This is a genomic window from Mycobacterium sp. NGS27, assembly GCF_059813005.1.
In genome coordinates, this window is record NZ_JCALDT010000002.1 from 227,428 (window position 1) to 244,575 (window position 17,148).

Annotated in this window: 16 protein-coding genes; 3 read left to right on the top strand and 13 right to left on the bottom strand. The window is 68.1% G+C overall.

What is annotated here, in order from left to right; translation table 11 throughout:
* Positions 1-6 precede the first annotated feature (6 nt).
* Positions 7-999 (bottom strand): stage II sporulation protein M, encoded by a 993-nt coding sequence (locus AC5Y30_RS05660; protein ID WP_499917136.1) that lies wholly within the window; start codon positions 997-999, stop codon positions 7-9.
* An 80-nt stretch (positions 1,000-1,079) separates the two neighbouring features.
* On the opposite strand from AC5Y30_RS05660, the gene AC5Y30_RS05665 reads away from it, so the two are divergent.
* Complete coding sequence (locus AC5Y30_RS05665; protein ID WP_499917137.1) at positions 1,080-2,012, top strand: RDD family protein; 933 nt, start codon at positions 1,080-1,082, stop codon at positions 2,010-2,012.
* Here the strand turns inward: AC5Y30_RS05665 and AC5Y30_RS05670 are convergent.
* Positions 2,009-2,398 (bottom strand): hypothetical protein, encoded by a 390-nt coding sequence (locus AC5Y30_RS05670; RefSeq protein WP_499917138.1) that lies wholly within the window; start codon positions 2,396-2,398, stop codon positions 2,009-2,011. The genes AC5Y30_RS05665 and AC5Y30_RS05670 overlap by 4 nt on opposite strands.
* Before the next feature lie 202 nt (positions 2,399-2,600).
* On the opposite strand from AC5Y30_RS05670, the gene AC5Y30_RS05675 reads away from it, so the two are divergent.
* Positions 2,601-3,311, top strand: a complete 711-nt coding sequence (locus AC5Y30_RS05675) for a PadR family transcriptional regulator (protein ID WP_499917139.1) — start codon at positions 2,601-2,603, stop codon at positions 3,309-3,311.
* A 43-nt stretch (positions 3,312-3,354) separates the two neighbouring features.
* On the opposite strand, the gene glpK is transcribed toward AC5Y30_RS05675, so the two are convergent.
* Entirely contained in the window at positions 3,355-4,881 is a 1,527-nt protein-coding gene (gene glpK, locus AC5Y30_RS05680; protein WP_499917140.1) for a glycerol kinase GlpK, read from the bottom strand.
* 136 nt (positions 4,882-5,017) lie between these two features.
* Between glpK and AC5Y30_RS05685 the strand changes: the two genes are divergently transcribed.
* Positions 5,018-6,490, top strand: a complete 1,473-nt coding sequence (locus AC5Y30_RS05685) for a glutamate-cysteine ligase family protein (protein WP_499917141.1) — start codon at positions 5,018-5,020, stop codon at positions 6,488-6,490.
* 131 nt (positions 6,491-6,621) lie between these two features.
* On the opposite strand, the gene egtE is transcribed toward AC5Y30_RS05685, so the two are convergent.
* From egtE to AC5Y30_RS05735, 10 genes are all read right to left on the bottom strand, one after another.
* Entirely contained in the window at positions 6,622-7,728 is a 1,107-nt protein-coding gene (egtE, locus tag AC5Y30_RS05690) for an ergothioneine biosynthesis PLP-dependent enzyme EgtE (protein ID WP_499917641.1), read from the bottom strand.
* A 47-nt stretch (positions 7,729-7,775) separates the two neighbouring features.
* Entirely contained in the window at positions 7,776-8,741 is a 966-nt protein-coding gene (gene egtD, locus AC5Y30_RS05695) for an L-histidine N(alpha)-methyltransferase (protein WP_499917142.1), read from the bottom strand.
* Positions 8,741-9,463, bottom strand: a complete 723-nt coding sequence (egtC, locus tag AC5Y30_RS05700) for an ergothioneine biosynthesis protein EgtC (protein ID WP_499917143.1) — start codon at positions 9,461-9,463, stop codon at positions 8,741-8,743. The genes egtD and egtC overlap by 1 nt, the downstream gene beginning before the upstream one ends.
* Positions 9,463-10,779, bottom strand: coding sequence for an ergothioneine biosynthesis protein EgtB (gene egtB, locus AC5Y30_RS05705; RefSeq protein WP_499917642.1), 1,317 nt, complete (start codon positions 10,777-10,779; stop codon positions 9,463-9,465). The genes egtC and egtB overlap by 1 nt, the downstream gene beginning before the upstream one ends.
* Before the next feature lie 92 nt (positions 10,780-10,871).
* Positions 10,872-12,185 (bottom strand): ergothioneine biosynthesis glutamate--cysteine ligase EgtA, encoded by a 1,314-nt coding sequence (egtA, locus tag AC5Y30_RS05710; RefSeq protein WP_499917144.1) that lies wholly within the window; start codon positions 12,183-12,185, stop codon positions 10,872-10,874.
* A gap of 181 nt (positions 12,186-12,366) precedes the next feature.
* Positions 12,367-13,014 carry a sensor domain-containing protein gene (locus AC5Y30_RS05715; RefSeq protein WP_499917643.1) on the bottom strand — a complete coding sequence of 216 codons (648 nt, stop codon included), beginning with the start codon at positions 13,012-13,014 and terminating at the stop codon, positions 12,367-12,369.
* Between the two features lie 38 nt (positions 13,015-13,052).
* Entirely contained in the window at positions 13,053-14,501 is a 1,449-nt protein-coding gene (locus tag AC5Y30_RS05720) for a catalase (RefSeq protein WP_499917145.1), read from the bottom strand.
* 229 nt (positions 14,502-14,730) lie between these two features.
* Entirely contained in the window at positions 14,731-15,240 is a 510-nt protein-coding gene (locus tag AC5Y30_RS05725; RefSeq protein ID WP_499917146.1) for a hypothetical protein, read from the bottom strand.
* Between the two features lie 149 nt (positions 15,241-15,389).
* Complete coding sequence (locus AC5Y30_RS05730) at positions 15,390-15,824, bottom strand: hypothetical protein (protein WP_499917644.1); 435 nt, start codon at positions 15,822-15,824, stop codon at positions 15,390-15,392.
* A 171-nt stretch (positions 15,825-15,995) separates the two neighbouring features.
* On the bottom strand, positions 15,996-17,144 hold the full coding sequence (locus AC5Y30_RS05735) for a DUF4185 domain-containing protein (RefSeq protein WP_499917147.1): 1,149 nt from the start codon (positions 17,142-17,144) through the stop codon (positions 15,996-15,998).
* Between the last annotated feature and the right edge of the window lie 4 nt (positions 17,145-17,148).

Consider the following 17,148-nt stretch of genomic DNA (forward strand, 5'->3'; position numbering starts at 1 on the left):
GGACGCTCAGCGAGTCGGAACGACGTCGGGCGACTCTTCCATATCACCGCTCTCGCCGGCCTGCGCAGCGCGGCGGCCGAAGTAGACGATGTAGGACAGGAAAGCGACCTCGGCGATGACGCCGATGCCGACTCGCACGGACGTCGGCAGTGGCGAAGGGGTCACCAGCGCTTCGATCAAACCGGAGACCAAGAGCACCGCAACCAGACCCACGGCGACCGAGACGACGGCACGGCCCTGTTCGGCGAGTACCTGGCCGCGAGGCCGCTCACCCGGCGAGATCACCGACCAGCCGAGCCGCATTCCCGTTGCGCCCGCAAGGAATACGGCCGTGAGTTCCAGCAGTCCATGTGGGGCAAGCAGACCCAGCAGCAAGGCCCCCTTCCCTGCCGGAAACATCAGGCCGGCCGTGACACCCAGGTTGGCGGCGTTCTCCAAGAGCACCAGGGGGATCGGCAGTCCCAGCACCACCGACATCGCGATGCATTGAGCGGACACCCACGAGTTGTTCACCCAGATCTTCAGCGCGAACGCCGCGGCGGGATGTTCGCTGTAGTAGGACTCGACGTCGTGGTTGATCAATTGTTCGATGTCCGTGGGTGTTCCGATCAAGGACTGCACGTCCGGGCTGCCGGCCACCCACAGCGCAATGACCGCAACGACGGCAAAGAACGCCGCCGCCGTAGCCAGCCACCACCGCCAGGTGCGGTAGGCAACCACCGGAAACGACACCGTCCAGAACCTCGTGAACGCACGGCTCAGTGGCGCATGGGCACCGGTCACCGCGGAACGGGCCCGCGCTACCAGGCTCGAGAGCCGACCGATCAACATGGAGTCCGACGATGTCGAGCGCAGCATCGACAGGTGGGTGGAGACCCGCTGGTAGAGGTCGACGAGTTCGTCGATCTCTGCGCCGGAAAGCGACCGGCGCCGCCCGATCAATCGGTCAAGGCGGTCCCAGGTAGGGCGATGGGCCAGCACGAATGCATCGACATCCACCCTCGGCAGCCTAATCGCACCGCCGGCTCGGCCAAGCGCGCAGCAGGCCACACGCAAGCCAACCTGTACCGTTCGAAGTTATGTCGGAGGTGGTGACCGGGGACGCTGTGGTGCTCGATGTGCAGATCGCCCAGCTGCCGGTTCGGACGTTGAGCGCGCTGATCGATATCGCGGTCATCGCCATCGGTTACCTGCTCGGCCTCATGTTGTGGGCTGCCACGCTGACTCAATTCGATAGCGCACTGTCTCAAGCGATCCTGCTGATCTTCACGGTGCTGGTGGTCGTGGGCTATCCGCTGATTCTCGAAACGGCAACGCGGGGACGCTCCGTGGGCAAGATCGCGATGGGCCTGCGAGTCGTGTCCGACGACGGCGGCCCGGAACGCTTCCGCCAGGCGTTGTTTCGCGCCCTGGCTTCGTTGGTGGAGATCTGGATGCTGTTCGGGAGCCCCGCGGTCATCTGCAGCATCTTGTCGCCCAAGGCCAAACGAATCGGCGACGTCTTCGCGGGCACGGTGGTGGTCAACGAACGCGGACCTCGACTCGGACCACCCCCGATGATGCCGCCCTCATTGGCGTGGTGGGCGTCGTCGCTGCAGTTGTCGGGGCTGTCCGCCGGCCAGGTCGAGGTTGCCCGTCAATTCCTTTCCAGGGCAACGCAGCTCGACCGTCAGCTGCGCGTACAGATGGGATACCGGATCGCCGGCGACGTGGTGGCCCGCATCGCGCCGCCGCCACCGCCCGGCGCTCCGCCGGAACTCGTGCTCGCCGCGGTCCTCGCCGAGCGGCACCGCCGCGAACTGGCCCGGCTGCGGCCGGTCATGCCCGGGCCGGGGCAACCAATGGGTCCGGCGACGTGGCCACCGCCCGGCCCCCCTTATCAGGGCCCCCCGGCCTGGCCAGGTCCGCCGGCCGCAGCACCACCACAGGCCACGGGATGGCCGGGACCGCAACCCGGTCCATCCGGCCCGGGAGAAGCCGACACGCCCGACGGTTTCTCACCCCCGAGCTAGCCGGCCACACTCGCCGCCATGAGCAGCACGTCGGCGACCAGCAACGCCCATCCGCACAGGGGAACCGCGATACCGCCCCGGCGTTTGGCGGTGAAGAACGAGATGACGATGACGACGACGGCGACGGCGGGCGCACCGTAGAACGCGACGCCGAAGTCGATCCCGCCATGACCCAGGTTGGGACAGCCGCCATCGCTGCAGCCGTCGGTGCTCATGATGGCGCCGAGCGCGAACAGCATCACAAGTGCGGCGGCCGGCACCGTCGCCAGCGCCAGTCCCCAGTTGATCCACGGCCAGGTACTGCGGGTCCGGGCACCATCTGGTCGTCCGGCTGCGGTCGCGCCGGCGCCACCGCTATTGACCCTCAGGTCGTTGTCGGGATCCATCCCGATAGTTCCTACCCGTCGCTTCGCCCGTGCAAACCGCCTGGCGGACCGGTCGTTGGCAGATACGGCCAGGATTTCCCAGTTCAGGCGGGGTTCGCCGAACTTCTTCGACACTCTTAGTTGCATCGCGTTAGTTTCCGATATATCGTGATGTTTCGTAGCGCACGACCGGTGCGCGACCCACAAACGTAAGGACAGAACATTGACTAACCCATTCACTCCCCCCGATGGCCCCTTCGGCGGCCGGCCCGGCTTCGGATTCGGCTCCGGCCCAGTTGACCGGCGCGCCCTGCACGAGGCACGGCGCCAGGCCCGTCGGGACTTCCGCGAGCATCTGCGCGATCATGCCGGCGGCCACGACGGCCCGCTCGGCTTCGGACCCGGGTTCGGACCGGGATTTGGTCCCGGATTCGGTCCCGGATTCGGCTTCGGCCCCGGTGGCCGGCGCGGCGGATGGCGCCGTGGCGGCCCGGGGCGCGGCAAGCGCGGCGACGTGCGAGCGGCGATCCTGAAGCTGCTCGTCGAGCGGCCGATGCACGGCTACGAAATGATCCAGCAGATCGCCGAACGCAGCAACGGACTCTGGAAGCCGAGCCCCGGTTCGGTGTACCCGACGTTGCAGCTGCTCGACGACGAAGGGCTGATCACCGCGAGCGAAACCGAAGGCAGCAAGAAGCTTTTCGAGCTGACCGAGCAGGGTCGCGCCGCGGCCGACAAGATCGAGACCCCACCCTGGGACGAGATCACCGAAGGGGCGGACCCCGGTCATATGAACCTGCGGGCCGCCGTGGGCCAATTGTTCGGCGCGGTCGGGCAGTCCGCCCACACCGCTTCGGCCGAGCAGCAGCAGCGCATTGTCGACATCCTCAACAATGCGCGGCGTGAAATCTACGGCATCCTCGGCGAAGACTGAGTGCCTTCGGCGGGCCCTGGATCGGGCGGCGTCACGTGACCCCTCAGGTTACGGAGACCCAATCCAGGGTCCGCTGCACGGCTTTTCGCCAACCCACATAACCCGCGGCCCGCTGCTCGTCGTCCCACGCCGGAGCCCAGCGCCTGCCCTCCTGCCAGTTGGCACGCAGATCGGCCGGATCGGCCCAGAACCCCACCGCCAGACCGGCCGCGTAGGCGGCGCCGAGCGCCGTCGTCTCGGCGACGACGGGCCGGACCACGTCCACCCCCAGCACGTCAGCCTGAATCTGCATGCACAGGTCGTTGCCGGTGATACCGCCGTCGACCTTCAAGACCTCAAGGCGCACACCGGAATCCGCCGCCATGGCGTCCACCACATCGCGGCTTTGATAGCAGATCGCCTCCAGCGTCGCGCGCGCCAGATGCGCGTTGGTGTTGAATCGCGACAGCCCGACGATCGCGCCGCGCGCATCGGATCGCCAGTAGGGCGCGAACAGCCCGGAAAACGCGGGGACGAAGTAGACGCCACCGTTGTCCTCGACCTGGCGCGCCAGCGATTCGCTTTGGGCGGCACCGCTGATGATGCCCAGCTGATCGCGCAGCCACTGCACGGCCGCCCCGGTCACCGCGATCGAACCCTCGAGCGCATAAACGGGTTTCGCGTCACCGAACTGATAGCAGACAGTGGTGAGCAACCCGTTTTCGGACCGCACGATCGTCTCACCGGTATTGAGCAGCAGGAAATTTCCGGTGCCGTAGGTGTTTTTCGCTTCCCCTTCGGACAGGCACACCTGACCCACCATCGCCGCATGCTGGTCACCGAGGATCCCGGTGATCGATACCTCGCCACCGGCCGGCCCCGCCTCCGACGTCACGCCGTAGGGCTGCGGCGACGACGACGGGCCGATCGTCGGCAGCATCGCGCGAGGAACGGAGAAGATCGACAGCAGCTCGTCGTCCCAGTCCAGGGTCTCCAGGTTCATCAGCATGGTCCGGCTGGCGTTCGTCACGTCCGTCGCGTGCACACCGCCCCGCGGCCCCCCGGTCAGGTTCCACAACACCCAGGTGTCGGGGGTGCCGAACAACGCGTCGCCGCTTTCGGCGGCCTGACGCACGCCGTCGACGTTCTCCAGAATCCACTGCAGCTTGGCGCCGGAAAAGTAGGTGGCCGGCGGGAGACCGGCCTTGCGGCGGATGACGTCGCCGCGACCGTCGCGGTCCAGCGCCGACGCGATCCGGTCGGTGCGGGTGTCCTGCCAGACGATCGCGTTGTAATACGGCCGCCCGGTCTTGCGGTTCCACACCAGGGTCGTCTCGCGCTGATTGGTAATGCCCAGCGCCGCAATGTTTTCCGGACTCAGATCGGCCCGGTTCAACACCGACGTCAGCACCGAGGAGGTGCGCTCCCAGATCTCGACCGGGTCGTGCTCCACCCACCCGGCCCGGGGCAGGATCTGTTCGTGCTCGAGTTGATGGCGGGCCACTTCGGCACCATCGTGATCGAAGATCATGCAGCGCGTGCTGGTGGTCCCCTGGTCGATGGCTGCGACGAATTCGGCGAACTCGGCCAACTGTTCTCCTCCACCCGTGAGGTCGGACACGTTTAGCGGCAAAAGTCCATCATGGTCTACCCGGGAGACCGACGGTGCAGGGACTGCGACACGTGAGAGCTTGCGTTACGGGCGGTAACCCTGTTGCATCTGCGTTGTGGGCGAAGAGGTCAAGCGCACCACGTACGACAGCGCGCATCGACGGGAATACCGCCGCAAGGTACAGCTGTGCCTGGACACCTTCGAGACGATGCTGGACCGCTCATGCTTCGAGTCCGAGCAGCCGTTGACCGGCATGGAGATCGAGTGCAATCTCGTGGACGCCGGCTACCAGCCGGCCATGTCCAATCGTCACGTGCTCGACGCCATCGGCGATCCGGCGTATCAGACCGAATTAGGCGCCTACAACATCGAATTCAACGTTCCGCCGCACGCGCTGCCTGGACACACCACGTTGGATCTCGAGGCCGAGGTGCGTGCCAGCCTGAACGAGGCCGAGAAGAAGGCCAGCGCCGACGGTGGCGCCCACATCGTCATGATCGGCATCCTGCCCACGCTGATGTCCGAACACCTCGACCACGGCTGGATGAGCGAGTCGACGCGATACGCCGCCCTCAACGACTCGATCTTCACCGCCCGCGGCGAAGACATTCCGATCGACATCTCCGGGCCCGAGCCACTGAGTTGGCACACCGCCACGATCGCGCCCGAATCCGCTTGCACCAGCATGCAATTGCATCTGCAGTTGGCGCCCGAGGCGTTCGCCGCCAACTGGAATGCGGCGCAGATCGTGGCCGGCCCGCAGCTGGCGCTGGGCGCGAACTCGCCGTTCTTCTTCGGGCACCTGCTGTGGGCCGAAACGCGCATCGAGCTGTTCACCCAGTCCACCGACACCAGACCCGAGGAGCTGAAAACTCAAGGCGTGCGCCCGCGCGTGTGGTTCGGCGAGCAGTGGATCAGCTCCGCCCTGGACCTTTACCAAGAGAACATCCGCTACTTCCCGTCGCTGCTGCCCGAGGTGTCCGACGAGGACCCGGTCGCCGAGCTGGCCGCCGGGCGCATCCCGCAGCTTTCCGAGCTGCGCCTGCACAACGGGACGGTATACCGGTGGAACCGCCCGGTGTACGACGTCGTCGACGGTCGCCCCCACCTGCGACTGGAGAACCGGGTGTTGCCGGCCGGGCCGACCGTCGTCGACATGCTGGCGAACTCGGCGTTCTTCTACGGCGTGCTGCGCAGCCTTTCCGAAGCCGACAACCCGCTGTGGGGCAGCATGGAATTCGGGGTGGCGGAAGCCAATTTCCTGGCGGCGGCGCGCTACGGCATCGACGCCCGGCAGCGTTGGCCGGGGCTGGGTGAGGTGAGCGCACGCGAACTCGTGCTCGACACGCTGCTGCCGATCGCCGACGAAGGCCTGCAGCGCTGGGGCGTGGACACCGAGGTGCGCGACCGGTTCCTCGGGGTCATCGAGGGTCGGGCCCGAGCCGGACGCAACGGCGCCAGCTGGCAGGCGTCGACCGTGCGGGCGCTGCAGGACGGCGGCATGAGCAGGCCCGCGGCGCTGGCAGAGATGCTGCGCCGGTATTGCGGCCACATGCATGCCAACGAACCGGTGCACACCTGGGACTAGGTTCGCAATCAGGTCGTCTGCCGAGGTCATGGACTGGGACAGCGCATATCGCGAGCAGGCCCACTTCGAGGGGCCGCCGCCGTGGAGCAGATGAAGATGCCTGCCTACCTGTTAACCGCACACAAAGCCGGCTAACTGGTCGCGGTCGCCGCGGTGGCGGCGATGAGCGCCTCGGCGAACGTCTCCAGGTCTTCGGCCGTGATGTCCACGTGCGGCGAGATCCGCAGCACGGGTTCCGTCAGCTCCAGCGGCGCGCGTTGCACGCCGGCGAACGTGGTCAGGATCCGCCGTTCGGCGAGTAGCCAGTCGCGCACCGCTTGCGGGTCGGCGCCGTCGTTGGGCGCCAAAGTGGTGATGGCGCTGGGTTCTTCGACCTCTTCGACCACCGTCCAGCCGGTCACGTCGGCCAACACCGTACGACTCAGGCTGCCCACCTCGGCCAGACGCGCGCGCACCGCCTGCGGCCCGTACGCCAGATGCTCGCCCAGCGCAAGCGAAAAGCCCACGCGCGCGGCAACATTGGCCTCACCGAACTCCAGCTGTTCGGCTACCGTCGGCGAGCCGTCTGTGCGGGCCCACTCCGGCGCGGACAGCCGGGGGTGCAGGCTTTCCATCAGCTCGCGGCGCACAGCGAGCATCCCGACACCGCGCGGGCCGGCTATCCATTTGCGCGACGACGAGTAGGTCACGTCGGCGTCCGCCGCGCAGTCGATCTGGCCCAGCGCCTGCGCCGCGTCGACGACGAGCGGCAGCCCCAACTCTCGGCAGAGTTGGGCGGCCATCGAAAGCGGTTGCACCACACCGCAATGGCTGGCCACCGCCGTCAGGTGCACCAGGTCCGGCGGATCGGCGTCCAAGGCCAGCGCCGCGTCGTCGAGCGCGACCCGCCCATCCTCCAGGGTAGGCAGCAGCTGCCGGTCGAACCCGTGGGCGGCCAGCAGGGCAAGGTTGGGCCCGTACTCGCCGGGCAGGCAAGCCACCGTTGCGCGTTTCGCCGGCCAGCTGCCCAGCAGCAGATCCAGAGCGTTCAGCGAGCCGGTGGTGAAAACCACTTCGGCATCGGGCATTCCGGCCAGCGCGGCGAATGCGACGCGTCCGGCATCGAGCACCGGTGCGGCGGCCTCGGCTGCGACATAGCCACCGACCTCGGATTCATTGCGGGCGTGCTGCGCGGTCGCCTCGATCACCGCCAGGCTCTGACGGGAACACGCCGCGTTGTCCAGGTGCAGCCCCGCCATCGGCGGGCGGGCTGACCGCCATCGCTCGGCCAGCGCGCTGGGGCCGGTCACTTCACGGCCAACGACAACCCGAAGTCGCCCGCCTCGTCGGTCCACCACCGGGTGCGACGCAATCCCGCGGCGGCCAATTCGTCAGTCACCTTGTCGGAGTGGAACTTACACGACACCTCGGTGAGCATCTCCTCACCCTCGTCGAAGTCGACGGTCAGCTCGAGAGCACCGACCCGCACCCGCTGCTGACGATCGGACCGCAGCCACATCTCGATGCGTTCTTCGGCCGCGTTCCACCGGGCCACATGCCGATAGGCGTCGACGTCGAAGTCGGCGTCGAGTTCCCGGTTCACCACCGCGAGCACATTGCGGTTGAACGCCGCCGTCACACCGGCGGCGTCGTCGTAGGCGCGCACCAGCCGCCCGGTGTCCTTGACCAGGTCCGTGCCCAGCAGCAGGCTGTCGCCGGGCCGCATCTGGGCGGACAGCGCGGCAAGGAATTCCGTGCGCGGTCCGGGCGTGAGATTGCCGATCGTGGACCCCAAGAACACGAACAGCCGTCGCCCGCCTTCGGGGATCTCGGTCAGGTGCTCTTCGAAATCGCCGCAGACGGCCCTGATTTCGACGCCCTCGTATTCCCGCTGGATGGCCGTGGCGGCGGTCGACAGGATGCCGGCGTCGACATCGAACGGGACGAACCTGCGCAGCGAATCCCGCGCCCGCAGCGCGTCCAGAAGCAGCCGCGTCTTCTCCGACGTGCCGCTGCCCAATTCCACCAGGGTGTCGGCCTCGCTGGCCGATGCGACCTCGGCCGCACGGGCGCGCAAGATCTCAGCTTCGGCGCGCGTCGGGTAGTACTCCGGCAGCCGGGTGATCTGATCGAACAGATCGCTGCCAACCGAATCGTAGAACCATTTGGGCGGCAACGCCTTCGGCGTCTTCTGCAGGCCTTCCAGCACGTCGCGGCGCAACGCGTGGTACGCCGAGTCGGCGGCCAGGTGGTTCGACAGCGACAGCGTCATCAAGATCCTCTCGACTGGTCCAGCGGCGTCAGCGTGACACCGTTCGCGGTGACTTCGACGAGGTGGCGGTCCGGCACGTCCTCCCAGTCGGAGTCGTTGTCGTAGGGTTCGCTGGCCAGCACCACGCCGTCCCGGCGGCGCAGGATGGACAGCGTGTCGCCCCAGGCCGTCGCCAACAAGCGAGACCCGTTGGCGGCCAATATGTTCAGCCGGGCATGTGGATCGGCCGCGGCGACCTCTTCGATGATCTGCCCCAGCGCGTCGAGTCCGCGCTCGAAGATTGTGGCCGCCAGTATCGCGCTGTCACAGACCGATTCGGCGCGCGCCGTCGTCGGCAACACGGCTCGGTCGACGATTCCGTTGTGCGACAACAACCACTGCCCGTCGGTGAACGGCGCGCACGCGCTGGCCTCGATCGGCATGCCGACGGTGGCCGAACGCACGGCGGCCACCACGCAGTGGCTGCGCAGCGCGGGCGCGATGGAATCGAACGACACGTCGCCCCACAGCGGCGCCTGGCTGCGCCAGCGGCGCGGCGCCCCGCCCTCCGGGGAGCCCTGCGCGGAGGTGTCGAAAAACCCGACGCCCCAACCGTCGGCGTTGAGCAGGCAGTGCTTTTGGCGGCGCGGCGCATAGGACTGCACGCGCAGCCCGAACGGCGGCTCGAGCGCCAACGAGGAAACCGTGACGTCGGCCCCCAGCCAGCCCAGGTGCCGGCACATCAGGCGCGACCCCGGGCCTCGGGGACGTCCCACGCCAACCGGACGCCGGAGAAGATCTGGCGCCGGTAGGGGTGGTCCCAGTTGCGGAAACTCGGCCGGATGATGCCGGGTTCCACCGCCCACGAGCCGCCGCGCAGCACCCGGTAATCGCCGTCGAAGAAGGGCTGCGAATAACGCTCGTAGAGCATCGGGACGAACCCGGGCCAGGGCCGCAGCGGGGAGGCGGTCCACTCCCAGACCTCGCCGAGCATCTGCTCGGCCCCGTACGCCGACGCGCCGCCGGGGTAGGCGCCGACGGGCGCGGGCCGTAACGCGGTGCCGCCCAGGTTGGCCAGCGTCTCGTCCGGTTTGCGCTCTCCCCAGGGGTAGCGGCGCCGGGTCGCGGTGGACGGGTCCCAGGTGCAGGCCTTCTCCCATTCCATCTCGGTGGGCAACCGCGCACCGGCCCAGGCCGCATAGGCCTCGGCCTCGAAATAGCTGACGTGCTGGACGGGTTCGTCGGCGGGAATGTCCTCGACGTGGCCGAATCGGGTGCGAGTCGTGCCGTCCGAACTCCAGAACTGCGGCGCGGTCAGGCCCGCGCCCTGGCGGTGCTGCCAGCCGCGCTCCGACCACCACCGCGGCTGGTCGTAGCCGCCGTCGTCGATGAACCCGCGCCATTCGCCGTTGGTGACGGGAACCCGCCCGATCCGGAAGGCGGGCAGGTCGACGACGTGGGCCGGACGCTCGTTGTCCAGCGAGTGCGGTTCGCTGGCGGCGTCCACACCGAGCACGAACTCGCCGCCGGGCACCAGCACCGACGTGCCGGCCAATCCCGCCCGGCCGCCCGGTAGCCCCGGGGCGTCTCGCAAAAGCGGTGTGCCGCTGCGCAGGTTCAGGGCCTGCAGCATCGTTTCGTCGTGCTGGTTTTCGTGGCTGACCACCATCGCGTACACGAAGGCCGCCTCGTCGCCGGCGGGATCGTCGGGCAGCACGTCGAGCGCGTCGAGCACGGCGGACCGCACGGTTCGGCAATATGCCCGCGCCTTGTCCGGCGACAGCAGCGGCAGGTCGACGCGGCTGGCGCGGGAGTGCACGAAGGCGTCGTAGAGCCCCTCGACCGCCGGCGGCAACATCCCGGGCCGCGCGGGATCACCACCGCGCAACAGCCACAGCTCTTCCTGTTGGCCGATGTGCGCGAGGTCCCACACCAGCGGACTCATCAACGGGTCGTACTGCCGGCAGAGCTCCGCGTCGTCGAACTCGACCAGACGCAACGTCCGCGTGCGCGCCCGCGCCAAGTCCTGGGCGATGCCCTCCCGGCATGACGACCGCAAGCGCGGCGCTGGGGGCACTCCCCCGCGAGCGGGAGGTGCCCCCACCCGCTTGCGGGGGACCGGGCGCAGCGGGTCGGAATCATCAGGAGACGTCACAGCTCTCCTTGAGCCAGTCGCGCCACCGTTGGCGCGAGGCCGTGCTCGATCACCTGGTCGGAGAACTCGTCGCCGGGGCAGCGGCCCCGGTCGACAAGGCGGACCAACCGCTGCATCGAATCACCCAGCTCGGCCGGGGCTTTCGCGGCGGCGACGGCCACGCAGGCGTTGGCCGCCGCATACAGCCGCCGATCCCGCAGCCCCACCCGGGCGGCGGTATCCCAGGCGGTGGCAACCGGTTCGACCGCCTCGGCCGCGATGTCGGCCGCGGCCGGGTCATCGAGCAGGACCGCCAGGGTGAACGCCACAGCGGGCCACAACGCGTCCGGCACGCTGTCCAAATACCGGATCTCCAGCCACTGCCTGGGCCGCACCGGCGGGAACAACGTCGTCAGGTGATACTCCAGGTCAGCGACGCTGGGCCGGCGATCCGCGAGCAACACGCGGCCGTCGACCCAGTCGGCAAAGGGCACCCAATACGTGACGGCCTCGGCGTCGGGGTTGTGCACCAGCATCACCGGGGCCTTGAGCGCATACCGGGCCCAGTCGGTGCCCGGGTCATCACCGCTCGCCCCCAAGATGGGTCCGCAGCGCGCCGAGTCCATCCGACCCCACACTCGCTGCCGGCTCGACACCCAGCCGGTGAATTCACCGCCCAGCATCGGCGAGTTCGCCGTTATCGCGATCATGGTGGGCCCCAAGGCATGTGCCAGGCGCACTCGCGCCGCCCAGCCGTCCCGCGGCCCAGCGTCCACATTGACTTGGATCGATGCGGTGGACGTCATCATCGCGGCACCCGCGTCCCCCGACTCGCTGGTCGCGAAGAAGCGCTCCATGGCGCGATACCGGGCGCCGGGGTTGATGCGCCTGGGTGGACGCAGCGGGTCGGCGCCGAGGAAGACCAGGCCCAGCCCGGCCTCAGCAAACGCCGGCTGCAGCACGGCCTGATCGCGGCGCATGGCGTCGATGGCCGGCAGCACGCCGTCGGCCGGCGGCCCGGACAGTTCGACGGCGCCGCCCGGCTCCACGGTGATCCTGCTGCCCCCGGGCAACGCGGGGAGCGCGTCGAGCACGGCGGCGATCTCGTTCCACCCCGGTCTGCGGTGCGGGTCGGCCGGGTCGTGGCAATGGGCCTCCAGCTCGAGGCCGATACGGCCCAGCGGGGCGTCCACCAGACATCCGTCGGCGATGTACTGCGCGACGGCCGCGGAGTCGGCCAGCTCGGCGACGTCCAGCTGCGGGGCGGGGTCAGCGCCGGCCACCCGCGACTCCGACTGCGAAGCCGCGGAGGTGATCGGCGCGAACGTCATATCACGATCCCTTCGGGTCCGGGCAAGCCGGAACATGGACTTGCGGACCGCTTCCCTGCGGCAGCCAATCGAACGATAATCGGCACAACTTCGTCTAGTGCTTCATCTATCAGATGACCCCGACATATTCCCTTCTCGCACCTGCGCGTGCACGGGGAAGACGGATACCCAAATCGGCCGATTATTGACCCAGGGCGTTCTGCATCGCCCCGGCCAGCACGTTCACCGCGGGCCCGGCGTTGCCGGATTGGCACACTTTCGCCTGCAGCAACACGTTTTCGCGCAGCCTGGTTTGATTGAAACACCGGCGGTCGGTGCCCGCCTCCTGCTTGGTCCAGTTCTCGTCGGCGGGGCCGGCCGGCCCACCGTCGAAAGACCAGACCTGGGTGCTGCCGTTGTCCAGGTGAAGCGCGGTCGTCTGTCCCGAACAGCCCACCGTTCGATCCACCACCCGATGAAAAGCCCGGCCCGCGGCCTCATTGGTGGCGAACACCCCGACGGCCTGCTTGACCAGATGTGTCTGGTCGGTGGCCGACGTCTGGGTGAGGGCTCCGTTGAACGAGGCCAGGTCGGGATCGTTGTACACCTCGGGCAAGCCGATGTCGGCCCAGTTGTTGCACTCCGGGAGGTCCACCCAGTCGCCTTGCCCGGGCTGGGTGAAGACCGACTCCCACCCCATGGGTCCGCCGACGATGTTGCCGACCGAGCCTTTGCCCAGGACCGCGTAGTTCACCACGCCCGGCTCCGACGGGCGCGCTGCCGCCACTGGAGGGGCGGCCGCGCCCGCGATGGCCAGGGCGACGGTGATCGCGGTGGCGCGAACCCGCATGGTCATGCAGCGATCATGCCAGGCGCACGGACGTGCGGTCAGCCCCCGTTGCCCCGGACGCCGTCCTCGACCTTCTTCCCGAGGTCGGGGTCGACGTTGCGCCAGTACTCGAACACCCGCGACAGCACCGGCTCCTTCACACCCTGGGACACGTGGCCAATGATGTTGCCCGCCAAGCGTTCCCGGGCCGCGTCGTCGAGGACTTCGCGGACCATGGTGCCGGCCTGCCCCCAGTCGTCGTCCTCGGCGTGCAGCGTGTACGCCGACCGGACCATGTCACCGTCGGCATGCCAGCGGATCTCGGCGGCGCGTGCCGGGTCGGCGTGCGGCCCACCATAGGAGTTGGGCGCATAAACGGGGTCGGAGACGTTGTTCATCCGCATCGCCCCGTCTTTGGAGTAGCTGTTCACCTCGACTCTGGGGGTGTTGACCGGGATCTGCCGGTAGTTGGTCCCCAGTCGGGCGCGATGCGCGTCGGAGTACGAGAAGCCCCGCGCCTGCAGCATTTTGTCCGGGCTCAAGCCGGTGCCGGGCACGGTGTTGTTCGGCTCGAATGCCGCCTGCTCGATCTCGGCGTGATAGTCGGTGACGTTGCGGTTCAGCGTCATCCGGCCGACGTCGATCAACGGGTAGTCGCCGTGCGGCCACACCTTGGTCAGATCGAACGGGTTGAACCGGTAATCCTTGGCTTCCTCGTACGGCATGATCTGCATCTTCAGCGTCCAGCTCGGGTGATCCCCGCGTTCGATCGACTCGAACAGGTCGCGCTGGTGGTAGTCGCCGTCCTCGCCGGCCAACCGGTCCGCGTCCTCCTGGGTCAGGAACTCGATGCCCTGATCGGTGATGAAGTGGTACTTCACCCAGAAGATCTCGCCGGCCGCGTTGATCCAGCTGTAGGTGTGGCTGCTGTAGCCGTTCATGTTGCGCCAGGTCTTGGGGATTCCCCGGTCGCCCATCAACCAGGTCACCTGATGCGCCGACTCCGGGGAAAGACTCCAGAAGTCCCACTGCATGTTGTGGTCGCGAACGTTGCTTGCCTGCAAGCGCTTCTGGGAGCGGATGAAGTGCTGGAACTTCAACGGGTCGCGCATGAAGAAGACCGGGGTGTTGTTGCCGACGAGGTCGAAATTGCCTTCGCTGGTGTAGAACTTCAGCGCGAAGCCACGCGGGTCGCGCCAGGTGTCCGGGCTGCCCCGCTCGCCGGCGACGGTGGAAAACCTGGCCAGCATGTCGGTCTTGGTGCCGGGCTGGAAAACGGCGGCCCTGGTGTACTGGCTGACGTCATTGGTCACTTCGAACTGACCGAACGCGCCACCACCTTTTGCGTGCGGCTGACGCTCCGGGATGCGCTCGCGGTTGAACATCGCCATCTGCTCGATCAGGTAGTGGTCCTGCAGCAGGATCGGGCCGTCTGGGCCGATCGTCAGCGACTGATCGTCGCTCGGCGCAGCGATACCGGCGTCATTGGTCGTGAAACGCTCCGTCATTACGCTCTCTCCTCGTCACCGGCTGAAGGCCGCAGTATCCGAAGTCGCACACCGCCTCGCCGAATCTGCCCGCACAGCAAGCATTCTCATTGTGGTGTTGAACGCCCCGGATCTTCCGACCCGCAACCCGGTGTCTCCTCATCTTGATGTGGCCACGAAAATGCGGGCAACTCTCGGTCGGCCCACTACGGGTTAGTACCCATTCCGGGCGTGGCTTAAGTGAGCGCTATCAAGGACGCGGCGCGGGCGCGCCGGGGGGCGCGCTGGCAGGCGGCTGTCCGGGGCCGCTGACGCCCGGGCCGGCATGCGGTCCGCCGGGACCGCCCGGACCGCTCGGGGGCATCGGAACGATCAACCCGGGCCCGCCGGGCCCATATCCCCCCGGTCCGTTGTCGGGTCCCGGACCACCGGGTCCGCCGTAATACGGTCCGTAGCCGCCGCCGGGGCCGCCAGGTCCCCAGGGCCCGTTGCCCGGCCCGGGATTGCCGGGGCCGCCGGGGTGGAACATGCCGTGGTGATGCTGGCACGGGTGCTGGTGCTTCCAAATGAAGGCACCGACGAAGAACAGCGACGTAAGGATGAAGACCACGCCGGCGACGATCACCACCCAGGCCGCCGCCGTGTAGAGCCGCGGCGGTGTCACCCGGTGCGGGGGTGGTTGCGACGGTGGCCCGGCGACTGATGCGGCTGGCGTCGCCTCGGTGGTCGGCTCATCTCGTGGTTCGGGTGTCTCGCTCATGCCTTGCCATATTGCCCCGCACACCTGTGCTCTAACAGGGTTCGGCGACAAAAATGTGGCGAATCGAGATGCGGCGGTCAGTGTCGGTGACCGCAAACAACAGGCGGCCCGGCGCTCGTGAAGCGCCGGGCCACTGGTTGACAAGGGATTCAGTTGGTCAAAACGATGACGCTCGGAACCTGTCCCAGCGCGGCGGCCGAGTGCAAGACCGACGGCGGCAGCTGACCCGGGGCCATGCCACTGGGGCGAACGCCCGACGGGGTCGGAGGCGCGGTGGTGGCTCCCGGACCGTTCTGTCCGTTCTGTCCACCCTGACCACCCGGCGCACCCGGTGCGCCTGGGCCACCGAAGTTTCCGGGTCCGCCCGGACCGCGGTGGTGAATCATCGCGTGGTGGTGCTTGTGGTGGTGGCCGTGATGCCCGCCGCGGTGGCCGAGGATGAAGCCGGTGAAGAAAATGACCGCGACGATGAACACGATCCCGGCGACGATGGCGACCCACGCGGCGATTTGGAAGACCCGCGGGGCCCGGTAGGCCGCCGCCGCTTCCGCGGCGGCCGGCGCAGTTGCGGTCGAGTGCCGCACAGTGGGGGTTTCAGATGTTTCACTCATGAGACAAATGATGAAGCCGTTAACAGTAGTGGCCGCTATGCGCTACTTATGTAGCAGCTGTGAACTAAAAGTCCCGCTCAGCGCATGAAACGGGTCCGCGTGACCCGGCGCAGCGCGGCCTTAACAGGCCAATTGGAAAGGCCGCTACTCGGGCTGCAGCGGGTTGACCGCAAACTGGATCACCCGATACGGCGCGGCGACCCGCGCCCGAGTGTCCCACTGGCTCACGAAGATTCGCAGCTCGTCGAGCGTCGAACCGGGGGAGATATAACCGCCATACGGTTGCGCGAGCCGGTTGTCGTAGGGCGGCGGCAGGCTTTCCGCCGGCTCGGGCCACTCGTCGTGCTGCACCACCGTGGTGACCGGCGCGTCGCCCAGCGACGTCGGATCGTTGGCCACCCGGACCTCCATGTTGCCGGTGACGGCATTGAAATAGGACAGCACGGCCTTGCCGTCGATCTGCCGAATGCACAACTCGCCCACCGCGTCCGGCCACAGCGGCGTCGGCGGTTTGCCCCAGCCCCCGCCCGGCCCCACCGCCCAGCCCTGCCACCGCGACCGGTCGGTGAACGTCTGCGGCGTGGCCCGATACAGCAGCACCGGATACCTGCGGGTGAAACTGTCGGCGACGATGTACACCCACCCGCTGGGTGAGTCCGCCGTGGGAATCGGGTCGTAGTAGCCGCTGATCTGCGTCTGCGAGCCGCCCTGGTACGACGCGGGTCGCTTGGATCCCGGGATCGTCTGCCAGCCCGCGCGCGCCGGTTCGGCGGTCACCAGCCGTGAGGTCTGCGGCTCGAGGTTCTTGGTCGTCGTCACCATCAGGTAGTTGCGCCGGTTGATCTGCACCACACCTGCCGGTAGCTGCGAGGCTCCCGGCGGGGTGGGCTCGGCGAGCAACGGTTTGTTGATGCCGGTCACCCCGGTGTAGCGCACCCCGGCGGGGTCGTCGACGGAAGCGGTGTCGACGCGCAGCGCCACGGGTGCGTACCAACCGCCGAATCCGACCCCCTGCCCGGCGAAGCTGTCGCCGCAGACCTGGAGCAATTCGGCGGGAAACTCGACGAACTCGCACAGGTCTGTCGCGCCAATGCCGTAATCCACGGTCGGCGTGCCGGTTCCGGCACTGGGACCGATGCGCAACACCTGACCGGGCGCCAGCGGCTGCAGCACGGGCTCGGGGGCCGGCGCCGCCGGGTCGGCGTGCGCGACGCTAAACCATTGCGGCAGAACCAAACACACCGCGGCGAACAATGAGCACCGCGCGGCCAAGCGAGTATGGGTGGTGCTCACCCGC

Bases quoted from the DNA above. Each gene is read 5' to 3' on its own strand.
- AC5Y30_RS05665 (WP_499917137.1), top strand. From the start codon at position 1,080: ATGTCGGAGGTGGTGACCGGGGACGCTGTGGTGCTCGATGTGCAGATC.
- AC5Y30_RS05670 (WP_499917138.1), bottom strand. From the start codon at position 2,398: ATGGATCCCGACAACGACCTGAGGGTCAATAGCGGTGGCGCCGGCGCG.
- egtE (WP_499917641.1), bottom strand. From the start codon at position 7,728: ATGGCGGGGCTGCACCTGGACAACGCGGCGTGTTCCCGTCAGAGCCTG.
- egtD (WP_499917142.1), bottom strand. From the start codon at position 8,741: ATGACGCTGTCGCTGTCGAACCACCTGGCCGCCGACTCGGCGTACCAC.
- egtC (WP_499917143.1), bottom strand. From the start codon at position 9,463: ATGTGCCGGCACCTGGGCTGGCTGGGGGCCGACGTCACGGTTTCCTCG.
- egtA (WP_499917144.1), bottom strand. From the start codon at position 12,185: ATGACGTTCGCGCCGATCACCTCCGCGGCTTCGCAGTCGGAGTCGCGG.
- AC5Y30_RS05715 (WP_499917643.1), bottom strand. From the start codon at position 13,014: ATGCGGGTTCGCGCCACCGCGATCACCGTCGCCCTGGCCATCGCGGGC.
- AC5Y30_RS05720 (WP_499917145.1), bottom strand. From the start codon at position 14,501: ATGACGGAGCGTTTCACGACCAATGACGCCGGTATCGCTGCGCCGAGC.
- AC5Y30_RS05725 (WP_499917146.1), bottom strand. From the start codon at position 15,240: ATGAGCGAGACACCCGAACCACGAGATGAGCCGACCACCGAGGCGACG.